This window comes from Thalassospira sp. HJ (assembly GCF_000948415.1).
Lineage (GTDB): Bacteria > Pseudomonadota > Alphaproteobacteria > Rhodospirillales > Thalassospiraceae > Thalassospira.
The window spans coordinates 213,806-230,781 of the sequence record NZ_JYII01000021.1 but is presented as its reverse complement, the minus strand read 5'-3'; the positions used below and the strand labels follow the sequence as shown (position 1 = coordinate 230,781).

At 57.4% G+C, this 16,976-nt stretch carries 13 protein-coding genes; 5 read left to right on the top strand and 8 right to left on the bottom strand.

What is annotated here, in order from left to right; translation table 11 throughout:
- Position 1 precedes the first annotated feature (1 nt).
- The 3 genes from argE (at position 2) to UF64_RS18845 (ending at position 3,291) form a co-directional block, all read left to right on the top strand.
- Positions 2 to 1,180: an acetylornithine deacetylase gene (gene argE, locus UF64_RS18855; RefSeq protein ID WP_044830147.1), complete on the top strand. Its 1,179-nt coding sequence runs from the start codon at positions 2 to 4 to the stop codon at positions 1,178 to 1,180.
- A 349-nt stretch (positions 1,181 to 1,529) separates the two neighbouring features.
- Complete coding sequence (locus UF64_RS18850; RefSeq protein WP_044830146.1) at positions 1,530 to 2,390, top strand: type IV toxin-antitoxin system AbiEi family antitoxin domain-containing protein; 861 nt, start codon at positions 1,530 to 1,532, stop codon at positions 2,388 to 2,390.
- The gene (locus tag UF64_RS18845) at positions 2,377 to 3,291 is read left to right on the top strand and encodes a nucleotidyl transferase AbiEii/AbiGii toxin family protein (protein WP_044830145.1); all 915 of its coding nucleotides are present in this window, start codon (positions 2,377 to 2,379) and stop codon (positions 3,289 to 3,291) included. Before UF64_RS18850 ends, UF64_RS18845 begins: the two co-directional genes overlap by 14 nt.
- A 91-nt stretch (positions 3,292 to 3,382) precedes the next feature.
- On the opposite strand, the gene UF64_RS18840 is transcribed toward UF64_RS18845, so the two are convergent.
- Positions 3,383 to 4,285, bottom strand: coding sequence for a DMT family transporter (locus UF64_RS18840; protein ID WP_200892703.1), 903 nt, complete (start codon positions 4,283 to 4,285; stop codon positions 3,383 to 3,385).
- Positions 4,286 to 4,440: 155 nt separating this feature from the next.
- Between UF64_RS18840 and UF64_RS18835 the strand changes: the two genes are divergently transcribed.
- Entirely contained in the window at positions 4,441 to 4,905 is a 465-nt protein-coding gene (locus tag UF64_RS18835; protein WP_044830144.1) for an Lrp/AsnC family transcriptional regulator, read from the top strand.
- Positions 4,906 to 5,152: 247 nt separating this feature from the next.
- Here the strand turns inward: UF64_RS18835 and UF64_RS18830 are convergent, their stop codons facing one another.
- Both UF64_RS18830 and UF64_RS18825 read right to left on the bottom strand, forming a co-directional pair.
- Positions 5,153 to 7,159: a transglycosylase domain-containing protein gene (locus UF64_RS18830; RefSeq protein WP_044830143.1), complete on the bottom strand. Its 2,007-nt coding sequence runs from the start codon at positions 7,157 to 7,159 to the stop codon at positions 5,153 to 5,155.
- A 183-nt stretch (positions 7,160 to 7,342) separates the two neighbouring features.
- Positions 7,343 to 9,268: a transglycosylase domain-containing protein gene (locus UF64_RS18825; protein WP_044830142.1), complete on the bottom strand. Its 1,926-nt coding sequence runs from the start codon at positions 9,266 to 9,268 to the stop codon at positions 7,343 to 7,345.
- 654 nt (positions 9,269 to 9,922) lie between these two features.
- Between UF64_RS18825 and UF64_RS18820 the strand changes: the two genes are divergently transcribed.
- The gene (locus UF64_RS18820; protein WP_044830141.1) at positions 9,923 to 11,125 is read left to right on the top strand and encodes a M24 family metallopeptidase; all 1,203 of its coding nucleotides are present in this window, start codon (positions 9,923 to 9,925) and stop codon (positions 11,123 to 11,125) included.
- Between the two features lie 57 nt (positions 11,126 to 11,182).
- Here UF64_RS18820 and UF64_RS18815 read toward each other — a convergent pair whose 3' ends face one another.
- The 5 genes from UF64_RS18815 to UF64_RS18795 are packed head-to-tail and all read right to left on the bottom strand — an operon-like array spanning position 11,183 to position 16,928.
- Positions 11,183 to 12,577 carry an amidase family protein gene (locus tag UF64_RS18815; protein ID WP_044830140.1) on the bottom strand — a complete coding sequence of 465 codons (1,395 nt, stop codon included), beginning with the start codon at positions 12,575 to 12,577 and terminating at the stop codon, positions 11,183 to 11,185.
- A 20-nt stretch (positions 12,578 to 12,597) separates the two neighbouring features.
- Positions 12,598 to 13,503, bottom strand: a complete 906-nt coding sequence (locus tag UF64_RS18810) for a glyoxylate/hydroxypyruvate reductase A (protein ID WP_044830139.1) — start codon at positions 13,501 to 13,503, stop codon at positions 12,598 to 12,600.
- Positions 13,500 to 15,119, bottom strand: coding sequence for an ABC transporter ATP-binding protein (locus UF64_RS18805; protein WP_044830138.1), 1,620 nt, complete (start codon positions 15,117 to 15,119; stop codon positions 13,500 to 13,502). The genes UF64_RS18810 and UF64_RS18805 overlap by 4 nt, the downstream gene beginning before the upstream one ends.
- A complete protein-coding gene (locus tag UF64_RS18800) occupies positions 15,116 to 15,949 on the bottom strand; it encodes an ABC transporter permease (protein ID WP_082049900.1) in 834 nt (277 codons plus the stop codon). Before UF64_RS18800 ends, UF64_RS18805 begins: the two co-directional genes overlap by 4 nt.
- 1 nt (position 15,950) lies before the next feature.
- Positions 15,951 to 16,928: an ABC transporter permease gene (locus UF64_RS18795; protein WP_044830137.1), complete on the bottom strand. Its 978-nt coding sequence runs from the start codon at positions 16,926 to 16,928 to the stop codon at positions 15,951 to 15,953.
- Positions 16,929 to 16,976 lie beyond the last annotated feature (48 nt).

Genomic DNA, 16,976 nt, shown 5'->3' with positions numbered 1-16,976 from the left:
AATGTCCAAGCCAAACATGTCGCGTCTCCACAATGCCATTGATCTGCTTGGCAAACTGGTGGCGTTCGACACGACCAGCAAAAACTCCAACCTTGGTCTGATCCATTTCGTCCGCGACTATCTGGCCGAGTATGGCATTGAGTCGATCCTGATCCATGACGAAACCGGGCAGAAAGCCAACCTTCTGGCGACCATCGGTCCCAAAGGGGTGCCGGGCATCGCGCTTTCGGGTCATACCGATGTGGTGCCAGCCCTTGAAACCACCTGGGAAAGCCCGGCGTTTGAGCTGACCGAGCGGGATGGCAAGCTGTATGGTCGTGGCGCAGCAGACATGAAGGGCTTTTCGGCCTGTGCGCTGGCGATGATCCCGGAACTGGTCAAGCGTGACCTTGAAATCCCGTTCCATCTTTGCCTGTCCTATGACGAGGAAGTCGGTTGCATCGGTGTCGGATCGATGGTCGATCATCTGGCCGCAATGGATACGCCGCCGCGTCTGGCGGTGATTGGCGAGCCGACCAACATGAAGGTGATTAACGGCCAGAAGGGCAAATATTCCATGCGGGTCGGTGTCACGGGTACGGCCGGACACAGTTCCTTTGCGCCCAATCACGTCAATGCCATCGAATATGCATCACGTGCGATTAATCTGATCGCCGAGCAGGCCCGTGAATTTGAAGAAAACGGCCCGTTTGATGAAGACTTCACCGTGCCGCACAGCACGATGCTGACCACAACGATCAGTGGCGGGACCGCAACCAACGTCACCCCGGAATATTGCGAATTCACCTTTGAAATTCGCCATCTGCCCGAACATGACGCGGAAGCGGTGATTGCCGGTCTGCAAGCCACGATCATGGACACCCTTGATGCCGAGATGAAGGCCAAGGCCGATGACACCGGGTTTAGTTTCGAGAAGATCTTTTCCTATCCGGGCATGGGTGATTGCACCGATGCGGAAGCCTTTTCCTATGTCAGCAACATCATCCCGGAAATTTCGGGCAAGGTGTCATATGGATCCGAAGGCGGGGTGTTTGAAAAGCAGGGCAACATCCCGTCAATCATTTGCGGTCCGGGCAGCATCCGACAGGCCCACAAGCCCAACGAGTTCATTGAAATTTCGCAGATCGAGGAATGCCTTGAGTTCCTTGACGCGCTCACCAATCAGGCCATCGCGGCCTGATATCTCACCATGACGAAGCGCCACCCGCACCGTCAGTCGGAACCCTGCAGCTTGTCTCCCTTACCCACGCTGCGTCCCGAGGGTTCTGACAGGTGAGAAACTCCCGACCACATCCCCCCCGATGTGGTCAAAGCAAGCCAAACTCAAGACCGGCTCGATTTTCGATGCCGGTCTTTTTTTGGCCGATTTAACACGTCAATTAACGCCAAAGATCTGCTTATGAACTGGAATGCGGAGGGAGACATACTATTATCTGGTTTAAATATCATCAAATAAACTCAATAAAATTGAGTGTATTTTGATTTTTGTAAACTTGCCTGTGGTTTATGTTTAATATAATATACTCAATATGACTGAGTATAATTCATCACCACTAAACCGACTTGAAAGAGACCTGCCAGAAGGGCTGGTTGTCGATGCCGCATGGCTGGAAGAACGCGGCATTGCCAGCAACTTGCGCGCCTATTACGTCAAAACAGGATGGTTGGAGATGCTCGCGCGCAGTCTCTACAAAAGAAGACGCGGCACGCTAAACTGGCAGCAAGTGGTGATATCGCTCCAAACCTTGCTTTTGAAAACCCAGCAACCCTTTATTGTAGGTGGACGGACAGCACTGGAGCTTCAAGGGTTTGCGCATTATCTCTCGCACAAGACCAAGAACATCCACCTGTACGGTCCCAAAAAACCACCCAAATGGCTCAACGAACTAGGGCTTCCCCAGCGCTTTGTCTATCACAACAGCCAGACCTTGTTCCGCAACGACCCTGTCACCCGGGGGCTTGGCAGCCTTGCCTGGAATATCGCGGATGATAGAGGGCGGGACCTCAGCCGCTTTCAAAGTGGAAGCTTGACAGCGCTTGAATGGGGACAGTGGGATTGGCCTCTTACACTTTCCCAGCCCGAGCGTGCCTATCTCGAAATGCTTGATGAATTGCCGCGTCACGAAAGCTTTAATCAAGCCGACATGATCATGCAGAGTGCTGCAAACTTCAGTCCAAGAAGATTGCAAAAACTGCTGGTCGATTGCCGCAGTGTGAAAGTCAAACGCCTGTTCTTCTACTTCGCGGACAGACATCAGCATGCCTGGCTTAAGCGTCTGGATAAAAACGCAATAGATCTCGGCAAGGGTAAACGGTCGCTCATTCCGGGTGGCAAACTCGATCCGGTTTACCTTATAACCGTGCCGAAGGACCTTGATGCCGTTTCGTGACCAGTATCAAATTCAAGTTCGACTTCTGATGCGTCTCCTTCCCATTGTCGCGAAAGAAACCTGTTTTGCGCTCAAGGGTGGAACAGCGATCAATCTGTTTTTCCGCGATCTGCCGCGCCTGTCCGTTGATATCGACCTGATGTATTTGCCAGTAAATGACAGACCGATGGCACTGGCAGAAATTAATGCCGCCATGACGCGGATCAAGGAGGAAATAACCGCCTCGCTACCCGGGTCGCGCATCAGAGAGAACGTCCAAGAAGGTGCAATCATCCGCCTTCATGTTTTGGCCGAAGAAACGCAAGTAAAGGTCGAAGTCTCTCCCGTCTTGCGCGGGGTGGTAAAAGAACCTTCTGTACTTCCTGTTACCGAGGCAGTTGAAGAGATGTTCGGTTTTTCTGAAACCAGCGTCGTTTCCTTCGAAGACCTTTTTGCCGGAAAACTGGTTGCTGCACTTGATCGTCAACATCCACGAGACCTTTTCGACGTGCGCGGCTTGCTCTCAAATGAAGGGTTGAGTGACGAGCTGCGCGAAGCGTTCATCGTATATTTGCTTAGTCACCATCGTCCGATGGGAGAAGTGCTTTCGGGCCGGGTAAAAGACTTGGAAAACGAATACCGGAACGGTTTCGAAGGCATGACTGAAGACGTCATAGACATAGATGAATTAATCAGCACACAAACCGAAATGATCGATTTACTGATCGGAAAAATGCCAGACCGGCATCGCAAGTTTCTGATCGATTTCGAGAGCGGTGCCCCGGATTGGTCCATGCTGAACATTGGTGATGCTGCAATGCTCCCAGCCGTCAGGTGGCGGCAGTTAAATCTCGATAAACTTAAAGCAGATAAGCGCATAGCCCTAGTCGACTTGCTGAAATCCTCTCTTGGATATGAATAAGAGAACAGATAACCAGACCGTAGCTGGCGGAGAAGTCGCGCCAGATGTCGTCCTCGCCGGTCTTTTTGGAGAGGGCCAAGCGGGTCGTCACTCAAACGGTGTGATCTTGCGTCTCCGCCGGGACGGGCATTGGTGCGGGTTTGTGAACAGCGACGCCTGTCATGACAAGGACCACGCCCAAGACATCGACAGCGCCTGGAATTTGGCGCAGGACGATTGCACCGATGATCGTGGCGGATGCCGGCAGGAGGGCGAGCAGGAAGGCGAAGCTGGCGCGCGGCAGACGGGCCATCGCGAGCTGATCACAGACATAGGGGATCATGGACGAGCAGATCCCCACACCAATCCCGGCCATCACCAGAAAAGGTGCGCCGAAGGCTTCGAGAGCTTGCAGTAAGCCGATCGGCATTACGAAGATGAAGGCCGCTGTCATGGCCGCCCCCAGACGCTCCACCCCGTCTGATGCGCCGCCTTCGGAAATCTTGTGGCCGAGGATGATGTAGAGCACGAAAAGTGCTCCGTTCAGCGCCGCCCAGAACAGGCCCAGAAGATCGGACATCAGTGCAGGGCCACCGGCCGCCATGAGCGATGGCACGTCGATCAGAAGCGCCACACCGATGATGGCAAAGGCAAATGCCAGATAGTTGCGCCCGGTGCGAAGACCCCACAGCGCGATCCCGATGGTGCCGACGAATTCAATGGCCGCAACCAGCGAAATCGGTAGCCGGTCGAGTGCCAGATAGAAGGAACTGTTCATCACGGCAAGACAGCCGCCAAGGGCGAGAAAAAGAATACGTTCGCGGGGTGATGCGTTCTTGAAGGTCCGCCAGGGCTTTGTGATCGGTGCGAAGATCAGGGCAGCCGAAGCAATGCGGAACCAGGCAACGCCAAGCACGCCGACGACCGGGAACAGCAGAACGGCGAAAGCCGGTCCGAGATAGTGGAAAACGGCGGAAACGCCGAACCAGACATGCGGGGGAACGGCCCCGGACATGCGCGACATAGCACCGGTGGCGCCGGGGGCGTTGGCGAGGACGGGTTTTGTGGGGGCTTGATTTGTCATACCCCGATAATACAAGGTATAATCAGATCGCAATATGGAGATCAGATATGCCATTGGTGATATTATATGCATGAAAGCAGGAAAAAATGACCAATAACCTTCGATCAAAAGAAACCGGCCTTGATCGTATCGACGCCGCAATTCTACGCGAGCTGTGCGCCGATTCCCGCATTCCGCGTGCCGAGTTATCGCGCCGCGTTGGCCTGTCGGCCCCGAGCGTGGCGGACCGTGTGCGGCGTCTTGAGGATGTCGGCATCATCACCGGTTACGGCGCACGCATTGACCCGGCCCGGCTTGGCTATGGCCTGACCATTCTGATCCGCGCACGGCCGCTGCCGGGCGAAATGAAGAACATGATCAAGGCAATTCAGGAAACCCCGCAGATCGTTGCCTGTGACCGTGTTTCTGGCGAGGATTGCTTTGTCGCGCGCGCCCATGTCCGTGACGTCGCCGAGATGGAGGCCGTCATCGACCGGATCGTGCCCTTTGGTGCGACGAACTCGTCCATTGTTCAGTCATCACCGGTCGAGGAGCGGTTGGTGGAGCTTTGAGCAAGTTCGGCTCGTCACTCGATACCGGTCTTGTAAGGGATGCATTCACATCAGATTTTCTTGGTGAGAAACTCAAACGTCATTCCGGGCGAAGCGGAGCGTAGACCCGGAATCCATACAGCGTTGCAACCGTCGTGGATTCCCGCCTGCGCGGGAATGACGGATGGAGTGGCGCTGAGCAATCGGTAGAACGAAAACAGGCGGTCCGAAGACCGCCTGTTGTTTCGCCAAAGACACTTGAAGTGCCTTACTGCTTGGTATTGCCCGAACTGTAGCCGGCGGTGAAGTCGCGCCAGCTGTCGTCTTCGCCGATCTTTTTGGAGCGCGCGAGTGCGGCCTTGCCAAGGGATCGGACCGGGATGTTCTGGTGGGCGTGCAGCATGAAGTCACGCCAGAGGGCGGCCGGAAGGCCACCACCGGTGACCTGTTCATCCATCGGGCTGCCATCGTCATTGCCCATCCAGATGCCCGCGACGAGATCTGAGCTGTATCCGATGAACCAGGCATCGCGGTAATCAGACGTGGTGCCGGTTTTACCCGCCGACGGGCGGTCGATGATGGCGTTGCGGCCTGTGCCCTTGGAGACAACGGCGGCCAGCATGTTGTTCATTTCACCGGCATGGAGCGGGTTCATCAAGCGGACCGGGAAGTCGTCAGAGCGTTCATAAAGCACTTCGCCGCCCTTGCCGGTGATCTTGCTGACGGCGTGCGGGAAGACGGCAAAGCCACCATTGGCAACAATCGCATAGGCACCGGTGAGTTCCAGCATCGAGACTTCGCTGGTGCCGAGTGCCAGGCTTGGTTCGGGTTTGAGTTCGGACGACACACCCATGTCGCGGGCCTTTTTGATGACCTTATCAAGGCCGACTTCAAGCGAGAGCTGAACCGCGATCGAGTTGTTCGAGGTTGCCACCGCATCGCGGATCGACATGGTGCCGTGGTGCTTGCGGTCAAAGTTGCGTGGCTCCCAGCCATCAATGACGATCGGTCCGTCACGCATCCAGTCGTTTGAGCTAAAGCCGTTTTCAAGCCCGGCGAGATAGACAAACAGCTTGAAGACCGAGCCCGGCTGACGGCGGGCCTGTGTCACGCGGTTATACTGGCTTTCATAATAGTCACGACCGCCAACCATGGCGCGCACCGCGCCATCGGGCGTCATGGCCAGAAGCGCCGCCTGCCCGACATGGTGTTCCTTGGCCCCGTTACTGGCGAGTGCGCGCAGCAGGTTTTCTTCGGCGATGGCCTGAAGGCGGGAATCAAGGGTGGTGTGGACCAAAAGATCCTGATCGACATAGCCGACATAATCGCGCACGCGATCGAGCACCCAATCAGCGAAGTAACGCACACCCGGCCCCGACTGGGCGGAGCGGGCGGTGCGGACACGGGTCTGTTTGGCGCGTTCGGCGCGTGCCTTGGTCAGCGCGCCGGTTGATGCCATGGCTTCCAGCACGATATTGGCGCGCTCGGCCGAAATCTTGGGATCGACCATCGGGTTGTAGCGACTTGGTGCCTTGGGCAGGCCGGCCAGTACGGCGGCTTCATACAGGTTCAAACGCCGCGGGTCGGTGCCGAAATAATGGCGCGCGGCGGCATCGATGCCATAGACGCCCGAGCCGAAATAGATGCGGTTGAGATAAAGCGACAGGATTTGCTGCTTATCGAATTTGAATTCCAGCCAGAAGGCCAGAAGCACCTCTTCGATCTTGCGGCCAAAGGAACGTTCGGGTGACAGGAACAGGTTCTTGGCCAGCTGCTGGGTGATGGTGCTGCCGCCCTCGGCAATGCGGCCAGCGGTCAGGTTGGCCCAGGCCGCGCGCATGATGCCGAGAATGTCGATCCCGAAGTGATCATAGAAACGGCGGTCCTCGATCGAGACAAAGGCCTGCCCGACATATTCGGGAAGTGCTCTGACCTCGACCGGATTGCCATAGCGATCACCATAGGCCGCCAGGTTCTGGCCATCGATGCTGATGACACGGATGGAGGGTTTGCGTTCACTTGCGACGTTGAAGCTGACCTTGTCAGGCAGTCCATAGCCATAATAGGCGATGACACCGCCGCCCATGACGGTGACCCAGATGGTGCTGAGCACGATGAATTTGGCGATGGCTTCCGGCCCCGGGATCATATCCCCCAGGCGGGCAAAAAGACTGCCGCCCTTCTTGCCCGAGCTGCTGACGCGCTTTTTGGGCTTTTTGGAGCCTTTTGATCCCTTACGGACACTTTTTTGTCTTTTGAATTCTCTTTGCGCCACAAACGCACCTATCGGTCTGGTCCGGTCTTAGCGCACGCCAACCTGCCCGTCATCGAGTCCGCACCCCCAATGTGCGTCCGACAGGCGTTCGCGCCGCTTTTTCCGGCGTATTTAAACTTTTATGTCCCAACCGAGGAGGGAGTCCCCCGTCTCCCCGTTTTGCGACGGTTTTATCCGTTATTATCAGTTTGCATTTTCGCGCAGCCCAAGCTTCCACAGGTCCTTGACGCCATCGCCTTCGCGGCGGCGTTCAGACGATGCACGGACCATGGAACGGATGGGAAGACCATCATGCGCTTCCAGCATAAATAACCGCCACAAAGACGCAAGTTCTACCTCACCGCGCACGTCCATTCGCGAGTAATCGTCATTGCCCGACCAGACGGTCGTGATCAGATCAGACGAGAAGCCGGTATACCACGCATCGGTACGCCCGCCGGCAATGGTGCCATAACCGGCAAAGGGCCGGTCGAGACGCACCTGCGGGTCGGTGACACTGGCAAACAGAACATAAGATCCCTGAATGGCCTCGTCAGTCAGGCGTTTTTCCTGAATGGGATCGACGCGCTGATAAAGTGGCTCGGTCGAAGTGTCGCCGGTAAAGGAGACCTTGTTGATCAGGGTCATCTGGGCCGGTTTGCCGGAATTTTGCGGCAGGGCATGGATCGCGGTAATATCGGCGATGGTGACCGGATCAAGCCCGACGACGGTTCGGATATCGGTCGAAAGCGGGCTTTTGATGCCGATATTGTGGGCATATTGCCGGACATCGAGAAGCCCGTAATGATCAGCCAGATTGGTCGGCACCGTGTTGACATCACGCACGAAGGCTTCGCGCAGGGAAATCATGCCCTGATATTCATGATCGGGGTTGATCGGACGCCAGCCGCCCACCGCCATGCGGTTATCACGCACCCATTGTGACGGGTCGCTGTTTTGATTAAGCGCATAGTAATAGGTCGCGATCTTGATCATCCGCCCGGCGGAACGGCGGACTTCGGTCACGCGGTTGCGCTGAAACGGTGAATAGCTTGAGCCGCCAATAAGGGCGCGAATGCGGCCCTCAGGGCTGATCGACAGAAGGCCGGTTTGCTCGGCCCCGCGCGGCTCCATGCGGAGTTTGGCGACTTCGGGCACGATTTCCTGCGCCAGGTTCTGGATCGTCCAGTCGATGCTGGTGAGCACATCAATATCGCGGCTGCTATAGCCGACAATGTCGGCGACTTCTTCGAGCACCATGTCAACGACATAGCCCGACAGGACGTTTTCCTCGTACTGGACGTCAAGTTTGGGTTCGAGCAAGGTCAGAGCGGAAACGCGGTCGGCCTCAAGGAACTTGTGCTGACCCATCAGGGCAAGAATTCTGTTGGCTTCTTCGGCAGTTTCGCGCGGGTAAAACAGCGGATTGAAGGTTTCCGGGTCGCTGATGGCCGCGGCCAGAACGGCGGCCTGATGCAGGCTCATGCGTTCGGCCGGGCCGCCATACCAAAGCCGGGAGGCCGCCGAAATGCCAAAGATGCCGCGCCCGACATAGCTGCGTTCAAGGTAGCTTCGCAGGATGGTTTTTTTGCTAAAGCTCCAATCGAGCCACAGGGCAACGAGGAATTCCTGCATGTGGCGGCCGGGGCCGCTATCCTTGCGCTTAAAGAAGCTGTGCGCGACCTTCATCGTGATGGTCGATCCGGGTTCGTCACCCGTGCTGAAAATGCGCGCGAAATCAGCGCCAGAAACGCCGAAATGATCATAGAATTCCGGATCGGCGGCAGCGACAAAGACGTTCTGCACCCGTTCGGGCAAGGTGGTCAGCGAGACGTCCTGGCTATAATGGCCCTTGATGGTTTCAAGCAGGGCGCCGTCATAACCCAGAATGCGGACTTCGGGGCTTCGGACCATATTGCGGCTGAGATCAAGGTTGGACTTGATCGAAAAGATGATGCCAAAAATGGTAAAGAAGACGACCGCGAAGCTCAGCCCGTAAATCGCCATGCGCTTGCGGCGCTGCCATTTGCGGGCTTCACGCAGTTCCTTTTCGGCGATGCGCTTCATTGCCATCTGGGCGGCTGTTCTGCCGCCTGAGCTGTTTTCGCCGTCTTCGTTTTCTTCTGCCACGCCGCGTGTCCGTCTTTTAACCGTGTTTGTCGTGTTCTCTGACAGTAAAGCGCCAAGCTGTTAAGAAAGTCCTTTTAACCATACAAACGTATGGTGATTTAAGGCCTGTCGCTTGTTTACCCTTGTCAGGTTATCGCGACCATAACGAAGCAAAAGGGATGGTGCTGTGATGTATGATATGGCTGCGCAAATTTTGCTTGCCAATTTGATCAGCGAACGCCAATAGTTGTCAGGGCTCAAACTCATTCACATGACCGCTCCGGCAGCTGATATGAGAGAAAAAGCTAGGAAAAGCCCGCAGAGCGGGGTCGTCCCCGGTCAAGGGATTTGACGCAGAGGCTTTCTCTCATATCAGTTGTCCTTCGGATCGCCCGGATTTGCACGGGCTATTTTGTCGCAAAATCTTGAAAGATATAGATCTTCCTGTGATTTTGCTCCGCATATCCGCACAAATCCGGGCGACCGGAACGATTATGTGAATGAGTTTGAGCCCTGTGGGCAGGCGATGGCGTCGCCAGCGTGGCAAAGATTGAAGCACGCGCCCAACCATCACCACACATATCCTGAACGCCGGGATCTTGCTTTGTCGCTGTTTGCACAAGGGGAGGTCTTCGTCCCTTGTGATACGCAGCGCGTAAAAGAAGGAACGCGCTTATGGATCGCCCGGAATTTTACCGTTTCCACCAAGGTGACCGCGTGCTGCCGTTCGAGGCAGCCGAATATGACGCACGTCTTGCGGGTCTGCGCAAGATCATGAATGACACCGGCGTTGAGGCCTGTGTTTTCACATCGATGCACAACATCGCCTATTACTCGGGCTTCCTTTATTGCGCCTTTGGCCGGCCCTATGCGCTTGTCGTGACCGCATCGGAAAGTGTCACGATCAGTGCCGGTATTGATGCCGCTCAGCCGTGGCGGCGCTGCCATGGCGATAACATCACCTATACCGACTGGGCGCGAAACAATTACTGGCGCGCCATCCTGTCGGTGACCGGACCGGGCAAGGTGATCGGCTTTGAAGGCGATCATATTTCCCTCGCGCAAAAGGCACTTTTGGATGATTTCCTGAAACCCGCCAGCAGCAAGGATATTGCACCGGCGACCATGCGCCAGCGCATGCACAAGTCGCCCGCCGAAATCGCACTGATTCGTCATGGCGCGCAGGTTGCCGATGTCGGCGGCTACGCCATCAGGGACGCGATCAAGGAAGGGGTGCGCGAAATTGACGTCGCCATGGCCGGGCGCGATGCGATGGAACTTGAAATCGCCAAGCGCTTCCCGAACGCGGAATATCGCGATACCTGGGTCTGGTTCCAGTCGGGCATCAATACCGACGGGGCGCATAACCCGGTGACCGCACGGAAGCTTGAGCGTGGTGATATCTTGTCGCTTAATACCTTCCCGATGATTTCGGGTTACTACACAGCCCTTGAACGCACCCTTTTCGTCGGCGAAGTCGATGACGCCAGCCTGAAAATCTGGGAAGCCAACGTTGCGGCCCATGAATATGGCATGAGCCTGCTCAAGCCCGGTGCGTCCTGTGCGGAGGTCACGCAAAAGATCAACGCCTTCTTTGCCGAGCGTGATCTGTTGCAATATCGCACCTTTGGTTATGGCCACAGCTTTGGCGTTCTGTCGCACTATTATGGGCGCGAGGCAGGTCTTGAGCTGCGTGAAGATATCGACACGGTGCTGGAGCCGGGCATGGTGATCAGCATGGAGCCGATGCTGACGATTGCCGAAGGCAACCCGGGTGCGGGCGGATATCGTGAGCACGATATTCTAGTGATCACCGAAGACGGCAATGAAAACATCACCGGCTATCCCTATGGGCCAGATTTCAACGTCGTGGGATAGAAGTCACCCCATAGACGCTCAAAGAAAGGGCCCGCTTTTCCGGGCCCTTTTTTCGTATCAGAGTGTAACTTGCGGCAGGCCGAAGCCTTGTTCGAGGACTTCGCCGGCAGTCAGGCAGATGTCTTCGCGCCAGGGGGCGCTGACGAGTTGGACGCCGGACGGGATGGTGTTTTCAACGCCCGAGCAGATCGAGATCGCCGGCAGGCCCAAAAGCGGGATGGCGATTTGCGGGAGTTGGGATTCCCAAAGACGGGTCAGGGTTTCAGAGCCTTCGAGGTCTTCGTCCTTGCGGAAGGGCAGTTCGGCCGAGACCGGCATCAGCACCACCGGATAGTTTTCCAAAAACGCCCGCCAAGCGCGAATGAGGGCCGAGCGGCGGAGGAAGAGTTGGCTGAAAGCGGCTGTATCAATGTTAGCTGCACGGTCGGCATAATGTTCAAGCAACGCAATCGCGCCCGGATCGTCTTCTTCACGCGCGGCGGCCAGTTTTGTCGCGTGATCGTCCGACAGCCAGAGGTCGATTTGCAACTGCACGGCTTCGCGGATTTCCGGGATGTCCGGGGTATCGACGATCCAGCCCGCCGCGCGGAAGATTTCGGCGGCACGTTCAAGATCAGCCACGATGCGCGGATCGGTATTGATGCCGCCCGGATGGGTGACGAGTGCGACGCGCTTGGCAAAGTCCGGACCGCGGAGTGGCATTGGAACACTCCACGCGTCTTCCGGCGCATAGCCCGCCATGCCTTCAAGGCCAAGACGGAGATCATCAACGCGCCGCGCAAGCGGACCGGAGACCGCCATCAATTGCGCGCCAATCGGGCGGTCGCCGCCGGTCTGGTTGAACATCGGAATGCGGCCATGGGTCGGACGCAGCCCCTGAATGCCACAGGCATAGGCCGGATACCGCACCGATCCGGCGATATCGGTGCCATGGCCGATATGACCCAACCCGGCCGAGGTCGCAGCCCCCGCCCCGCCCGATGAGCCGCCAGGCGTCAGGGACGGGTTATGGGGATTAAGGGTCGTGCCGTGCATTTTGTTCGAGGTAAACCAGCGGTACGAAAAGGCCGGTGTGTTGGTGCGTCCGATGACAATTGCGTCCTTGGAGCGGAGGTTGCGCAAAAACGGGCTGTCCTGGGTGGCTATCAGATCGGCGGCCAGCATCGTGCCATTGGTGGTGGCATAGCCCGCCTGATCGGAGATCACCTTGATCGTCACCGGCACGCCGGCCAGCGGCCCCACCGGATCGCCTGCGGCAATGCGGGCATCGAGATGTTCGGCATCTTTCATCGCATCAGCCGCACAATCCTGCACGATGGCATTGATGCCCGGATTGATGCGCGCCACACGATCAAGCGTCGCGCGAATGACCGAGGTCGCGCTGAGCTCGCCCGATTTGATGCGACGGGCCAATTCACGGGCGGAAAGGGAGTTCGGATCAATGCTGGTCATGTGGGGCGTACCTTTGCTGGTTAAGCCGAGAGGGGCACGATTTGGAGTTGGGTGCGACGAATGGAAAGGACCGTGGTTTGCGGTTCGCAGATGCTGGCAACATGCGGGGTGACGAAAACCTTGGGGTGGGTCCAGACCGGATGTTCGGGCGGCAAGGGTTCGGGATCAAACACATCGAGCGACGCGCCCGACAAATGCCCGCGATCAAGGGCATCGATCAGGGCCGCCTCATCAACCTGCCCACCGCGACCAAGATGGATCAGGGCAGCCCCCTTGGGCAGCTTTGCCAATGTTTCACTGCCAAAGATCCCCTTGGTCTGTTCGGTCAGAGGCAGGACATTGATCAGGATGTCACTTTGGGCGAGGAAATCATCAAACATGCCCGCCGTGTAATGGATGACACCATTTTCCGCTGGCTGCGGATGGGAGCGAGAATAGCTTGCCACCGGATAGCCGAGTGCGATTAGTGCCTTGGCCACCGCCCGGCCCATATGACCGAACCCGGCAACTCCGATCCGGCGTGCGGTTGGCGAAAGGCCGGTCAGGTGTCGTTCCCAATGGGCGATTTTCTGATTGGCGAGGTAATTGCCCATATTGCGATGATGCCAAAGCACATGGAAGGCAGCGAAGCCTGCCATCTGGCGGGCCTGATCGGGGTCTTCGACCCGGTGAACCGGCAAGTTTGGTGGCCGCGAGGGGCAAGCCATGATCGCATCGACCCCGGCCCCGATGGAATAGACTGCCTTAAGGTTCGGATAGGCAACAAAGGCATCATCCGCCGGGATGAAGGTGACCATGAAGCTGACATCTTCGGGCCGGTCGATTTCTTCTGGCAGGCGGAGGTCAAGCTCAGGGGCGAGGGCGTCGAAATGCGGGCCATAAATGCCCCGCAAATCGAGCCTGCTGCACGATAGAACGCCAATCATGCCGTGACTTCTTCGGGTTCGGCCCAATCAGCCCCCGGCACAGCGGCAAGAAGCTGACGGGTATATTCCTGCTGTGGGTTAAGGAAGATGTCCTCGACCCGGCCGATCTCGACCAAGCGACCCTTTTGCATTACTGCAATCCGGTCACAGAGCTGGGCTGCGACACGCAAGTCATGGGTGATGAACAGGATGGAAAGCGAGAGCTTTTCACGCAGGTCGCGCAACAGATCAAGGACCTGCGCCTGAATGGAAACGTCCAAGGCCGAGACGGCCTCATCGGCGATGATCAGTTCCGGTTCCATCGCCAAGGCACGGGCAATGCCGATGCGCTGACGCTGGCCGCCGGAAAATTCGTGCGGATAGCGCATGGCGGCATCAGCGCCCAGCCCGACGATCTCAAGCAATTCGCGGGCTTTGGCCTGTGCCTTTTCCTTGGGCACGCCGCGATTGATCGGGCCATCGGTCAGCGCACCCATGATCCGCTGACGCGGATTGAGCGAGGCGTAAGGATCCTGGAAGACCATCTGGACCTTGTTGCGCTGCTGGCGGAGTTCTTCCTCGGACAATGCCGCAAGATCAACGCCACCGACCATGACATGGCCGCCATCGGGGGTCACCAGACGTACTGCCGTACGACCAAGGGTGGATTTGCCAGAGCCGGACTCCCCGACCAGACCAAGTACCTCGCCACGTGCCACGGTAAGTGACACGTCATCGACCGCATGGACTTCGCGGACAGGCTTGAACAGCCCGCCACCGGTCCGGAAGGTTTTGCGAAGGTTTTTGATTTCAAGCGCTGGTGTGTCGCTTAGCTGACGCGCTTCCGGAAATTTTCCGGTCGGGATCGCATCAAGCAGGCGTTTTGTGTATTCATGCTGCGGATTATCAAGGACCGCCGCCGCGTCACCGCGTTCGACGACCTTGCCTTCGCGCATGACGATGACCTGATCGGCGATTTCGGCGACGACACCAAAATCATGGGTGATGAACATTACCGCCATGCCGCGACGTTTACGCAGATCAAGAATGAGCTTCAGGATCTGGGCCTGTGTCGTGACATCAAGGGCGGTTGTCGGTTCATCAGCGATCAGGAGTTTCGGCTCCAAAGCCAGTGCCATGGCGATCATTGCACGTTGGCGTTGACCACCGGAAAGCTGGAACGGATAGGCGCGAATGATCTTTTCCGGGTCCGGCAGGCCGACTTCGCGCACGAGTTCGAGTGCGCGTTTGCGGCGTTCGGACTGGGTATACAGACCATGTGCTGCAAAGACCTCAGAGATCTGATCGCCGATGCGCATCAGCGGGTTCAGGGCCGTCATTGGCTCCTGAAAGATCATGGCGATCTGCGCCCCGCGAAGGGCCTGTTTGTCGGCCTCAGGCAGACGCAGGACATCGCGGGCTTCGAACATGGCGCGGCCGGATTTGACGTCGACGCCCTGGGGCAAAAGCCCCATCAGGGCATTGGCCGTCATCGACTTGCCAGAGCCCGACTCGCCAACCACGCACAGGATTTCACCCTTGTTGATGGTCAGGCTGACATTTTCGACCGCGAAGGGGCGGTCGGCCCCTTCGGGCAGACCAATGGTCAGCCGTTCAACTGTCAGAGTCTCACTCATGCTTTGCCCTTTCGCGACAGATGCGGATTGAAGGCATCATTGAGCCCCTCACCAATCAGGTTGAGTGCAAGAACAGTGATGACGATGGCAATGCCCGGGAAGAAGCTGAGCCACCAGCTGGTACGGATGACCGTCCGGGCCGCGCCGATCATGTAACCCCATGACATGGCGTTGGGATCACCAAGACCCAGGAAGGAAAGCGAGCTTTCCAGCAGGATCGCGGTTGCCACCATCAGCGATGCCATCACAATAATCGGGGATACCGTATTTGGCAGAACCTGCTGGATCAGGATGCGCGGTTTGGAGAGACCGGCGAGACGCGCGGCATCAACGAATTCGCGGGTCCGGACCGACATGACTTCGGCACGCACAAGACGCGCGACCGGTGGCCAGCTGACAATCGCAATTGCCAGCGTGATGGAGAACAGGGTCGGCTCAAAGATCGCGACGAGCACAATCGCCAGCGCGAAGTTCGGGATGGTCTGGAAGAACTCGGTGAAGCGCATGGCACCTTCATCGGCATATCCGCCATAGAAGCCCGCCAGCGCACCTAGCGGCACACCGATCAGAAGGGCGACCAGCGTCGAGACCAGCCCGACCAGAAGAGAAACCTGCGCCCCGTAGGCCAGCTGGGCTGCGACATTACGGCCAAGCGTATCAGTGCCAAGCGGCAAACCATCGACGGCAAAGGGGGCAAGGAACGGGCGCTGGACCATTTGCCAAGGCCCATCGGGGAAGAGCAAGGGGGCGATCAGGGCGATGACGATCACGGCAATCAGCATGACCACGCCGATCATGGCGCCCATATTGCTTCTGAAACGTTTCCACATGTCAGCTACGGGCTCCGATACGGGGATCGACAATGCGATAGACAATGTCGGTCACAATGTTGAACAGGATCACCATGGCGGCCGAGACAAGGAACACGCCCAAAATCGTGTTGTAGTCACGTGCGGCCAAGCTTTCGAACATCAGACGCCCAATACCCGGCCAGGCAAAAACGGTTTCGGTCAAAACCGCGCCACCGACCAGCTGACCGGCCTGCAGACCCGCCAGTGTCACCACCGGGAGGATGGCATTGCGCAGGATGTGGCGGCGGCGAATGACCGCGTCCGACAGACCCTTGGCCTTGGCAGTTTTGACGAAATCAAGTTGCGAAACTTCGAGCATGGAAGCACGCGCCATACGCATATAGACCGCTGTGAAGAACAGACCCAAAGTCAGGGCCGGCAAAATCAGGTGACGCCCAATATCAAGAACACGTTCCAGACCGGTGTAATTGGCCCCCACGGTTTCATAGCCAAAGCCCGGCAACCACCCAAACCATACGGAGAACACCAGAACGGCCATAAGTGCCAGCCAGTAAAGCGGTGTTGCATAGAATAAAAGCGCCATCGTCGTCAGGACGGTGTCAGATGGCTTACCCACGCGCGCAGCCGCAGCGACACCAAAGGCAATGCCCAAGGCAAGCGAGACGACAAAGGCGGTCAGTGTCAGCAACAAGGTGGCAGGCAGTCGATCGGCAATCAGGTCAACGACAGGCGCGCCCTGGCGGAAGGAATAGCCAAGATCAAGTTGCACGATGCCCGCGACATATTTGCCAAGCTGGACATACATCGGCTGATCGAGCCCGAAGCGTTCGCGCAGCTGTTCGATCATTTGTTCGTCAGCGGCACCGGCTTCACCCGCAAGCACAACAGCCGGATCACCGGGTGCGGCATGGATGAGGAAAAAGTTCAGAATCGCAATGGCCAACAAGGTCAGAATAGCCTTGGAGAGCCGCGATACGATCACAGCGAAAATGGTCATATGGCCCCGTGGAATCCCATATTTGAAAGCCCCGCGATCGGCGGGGTA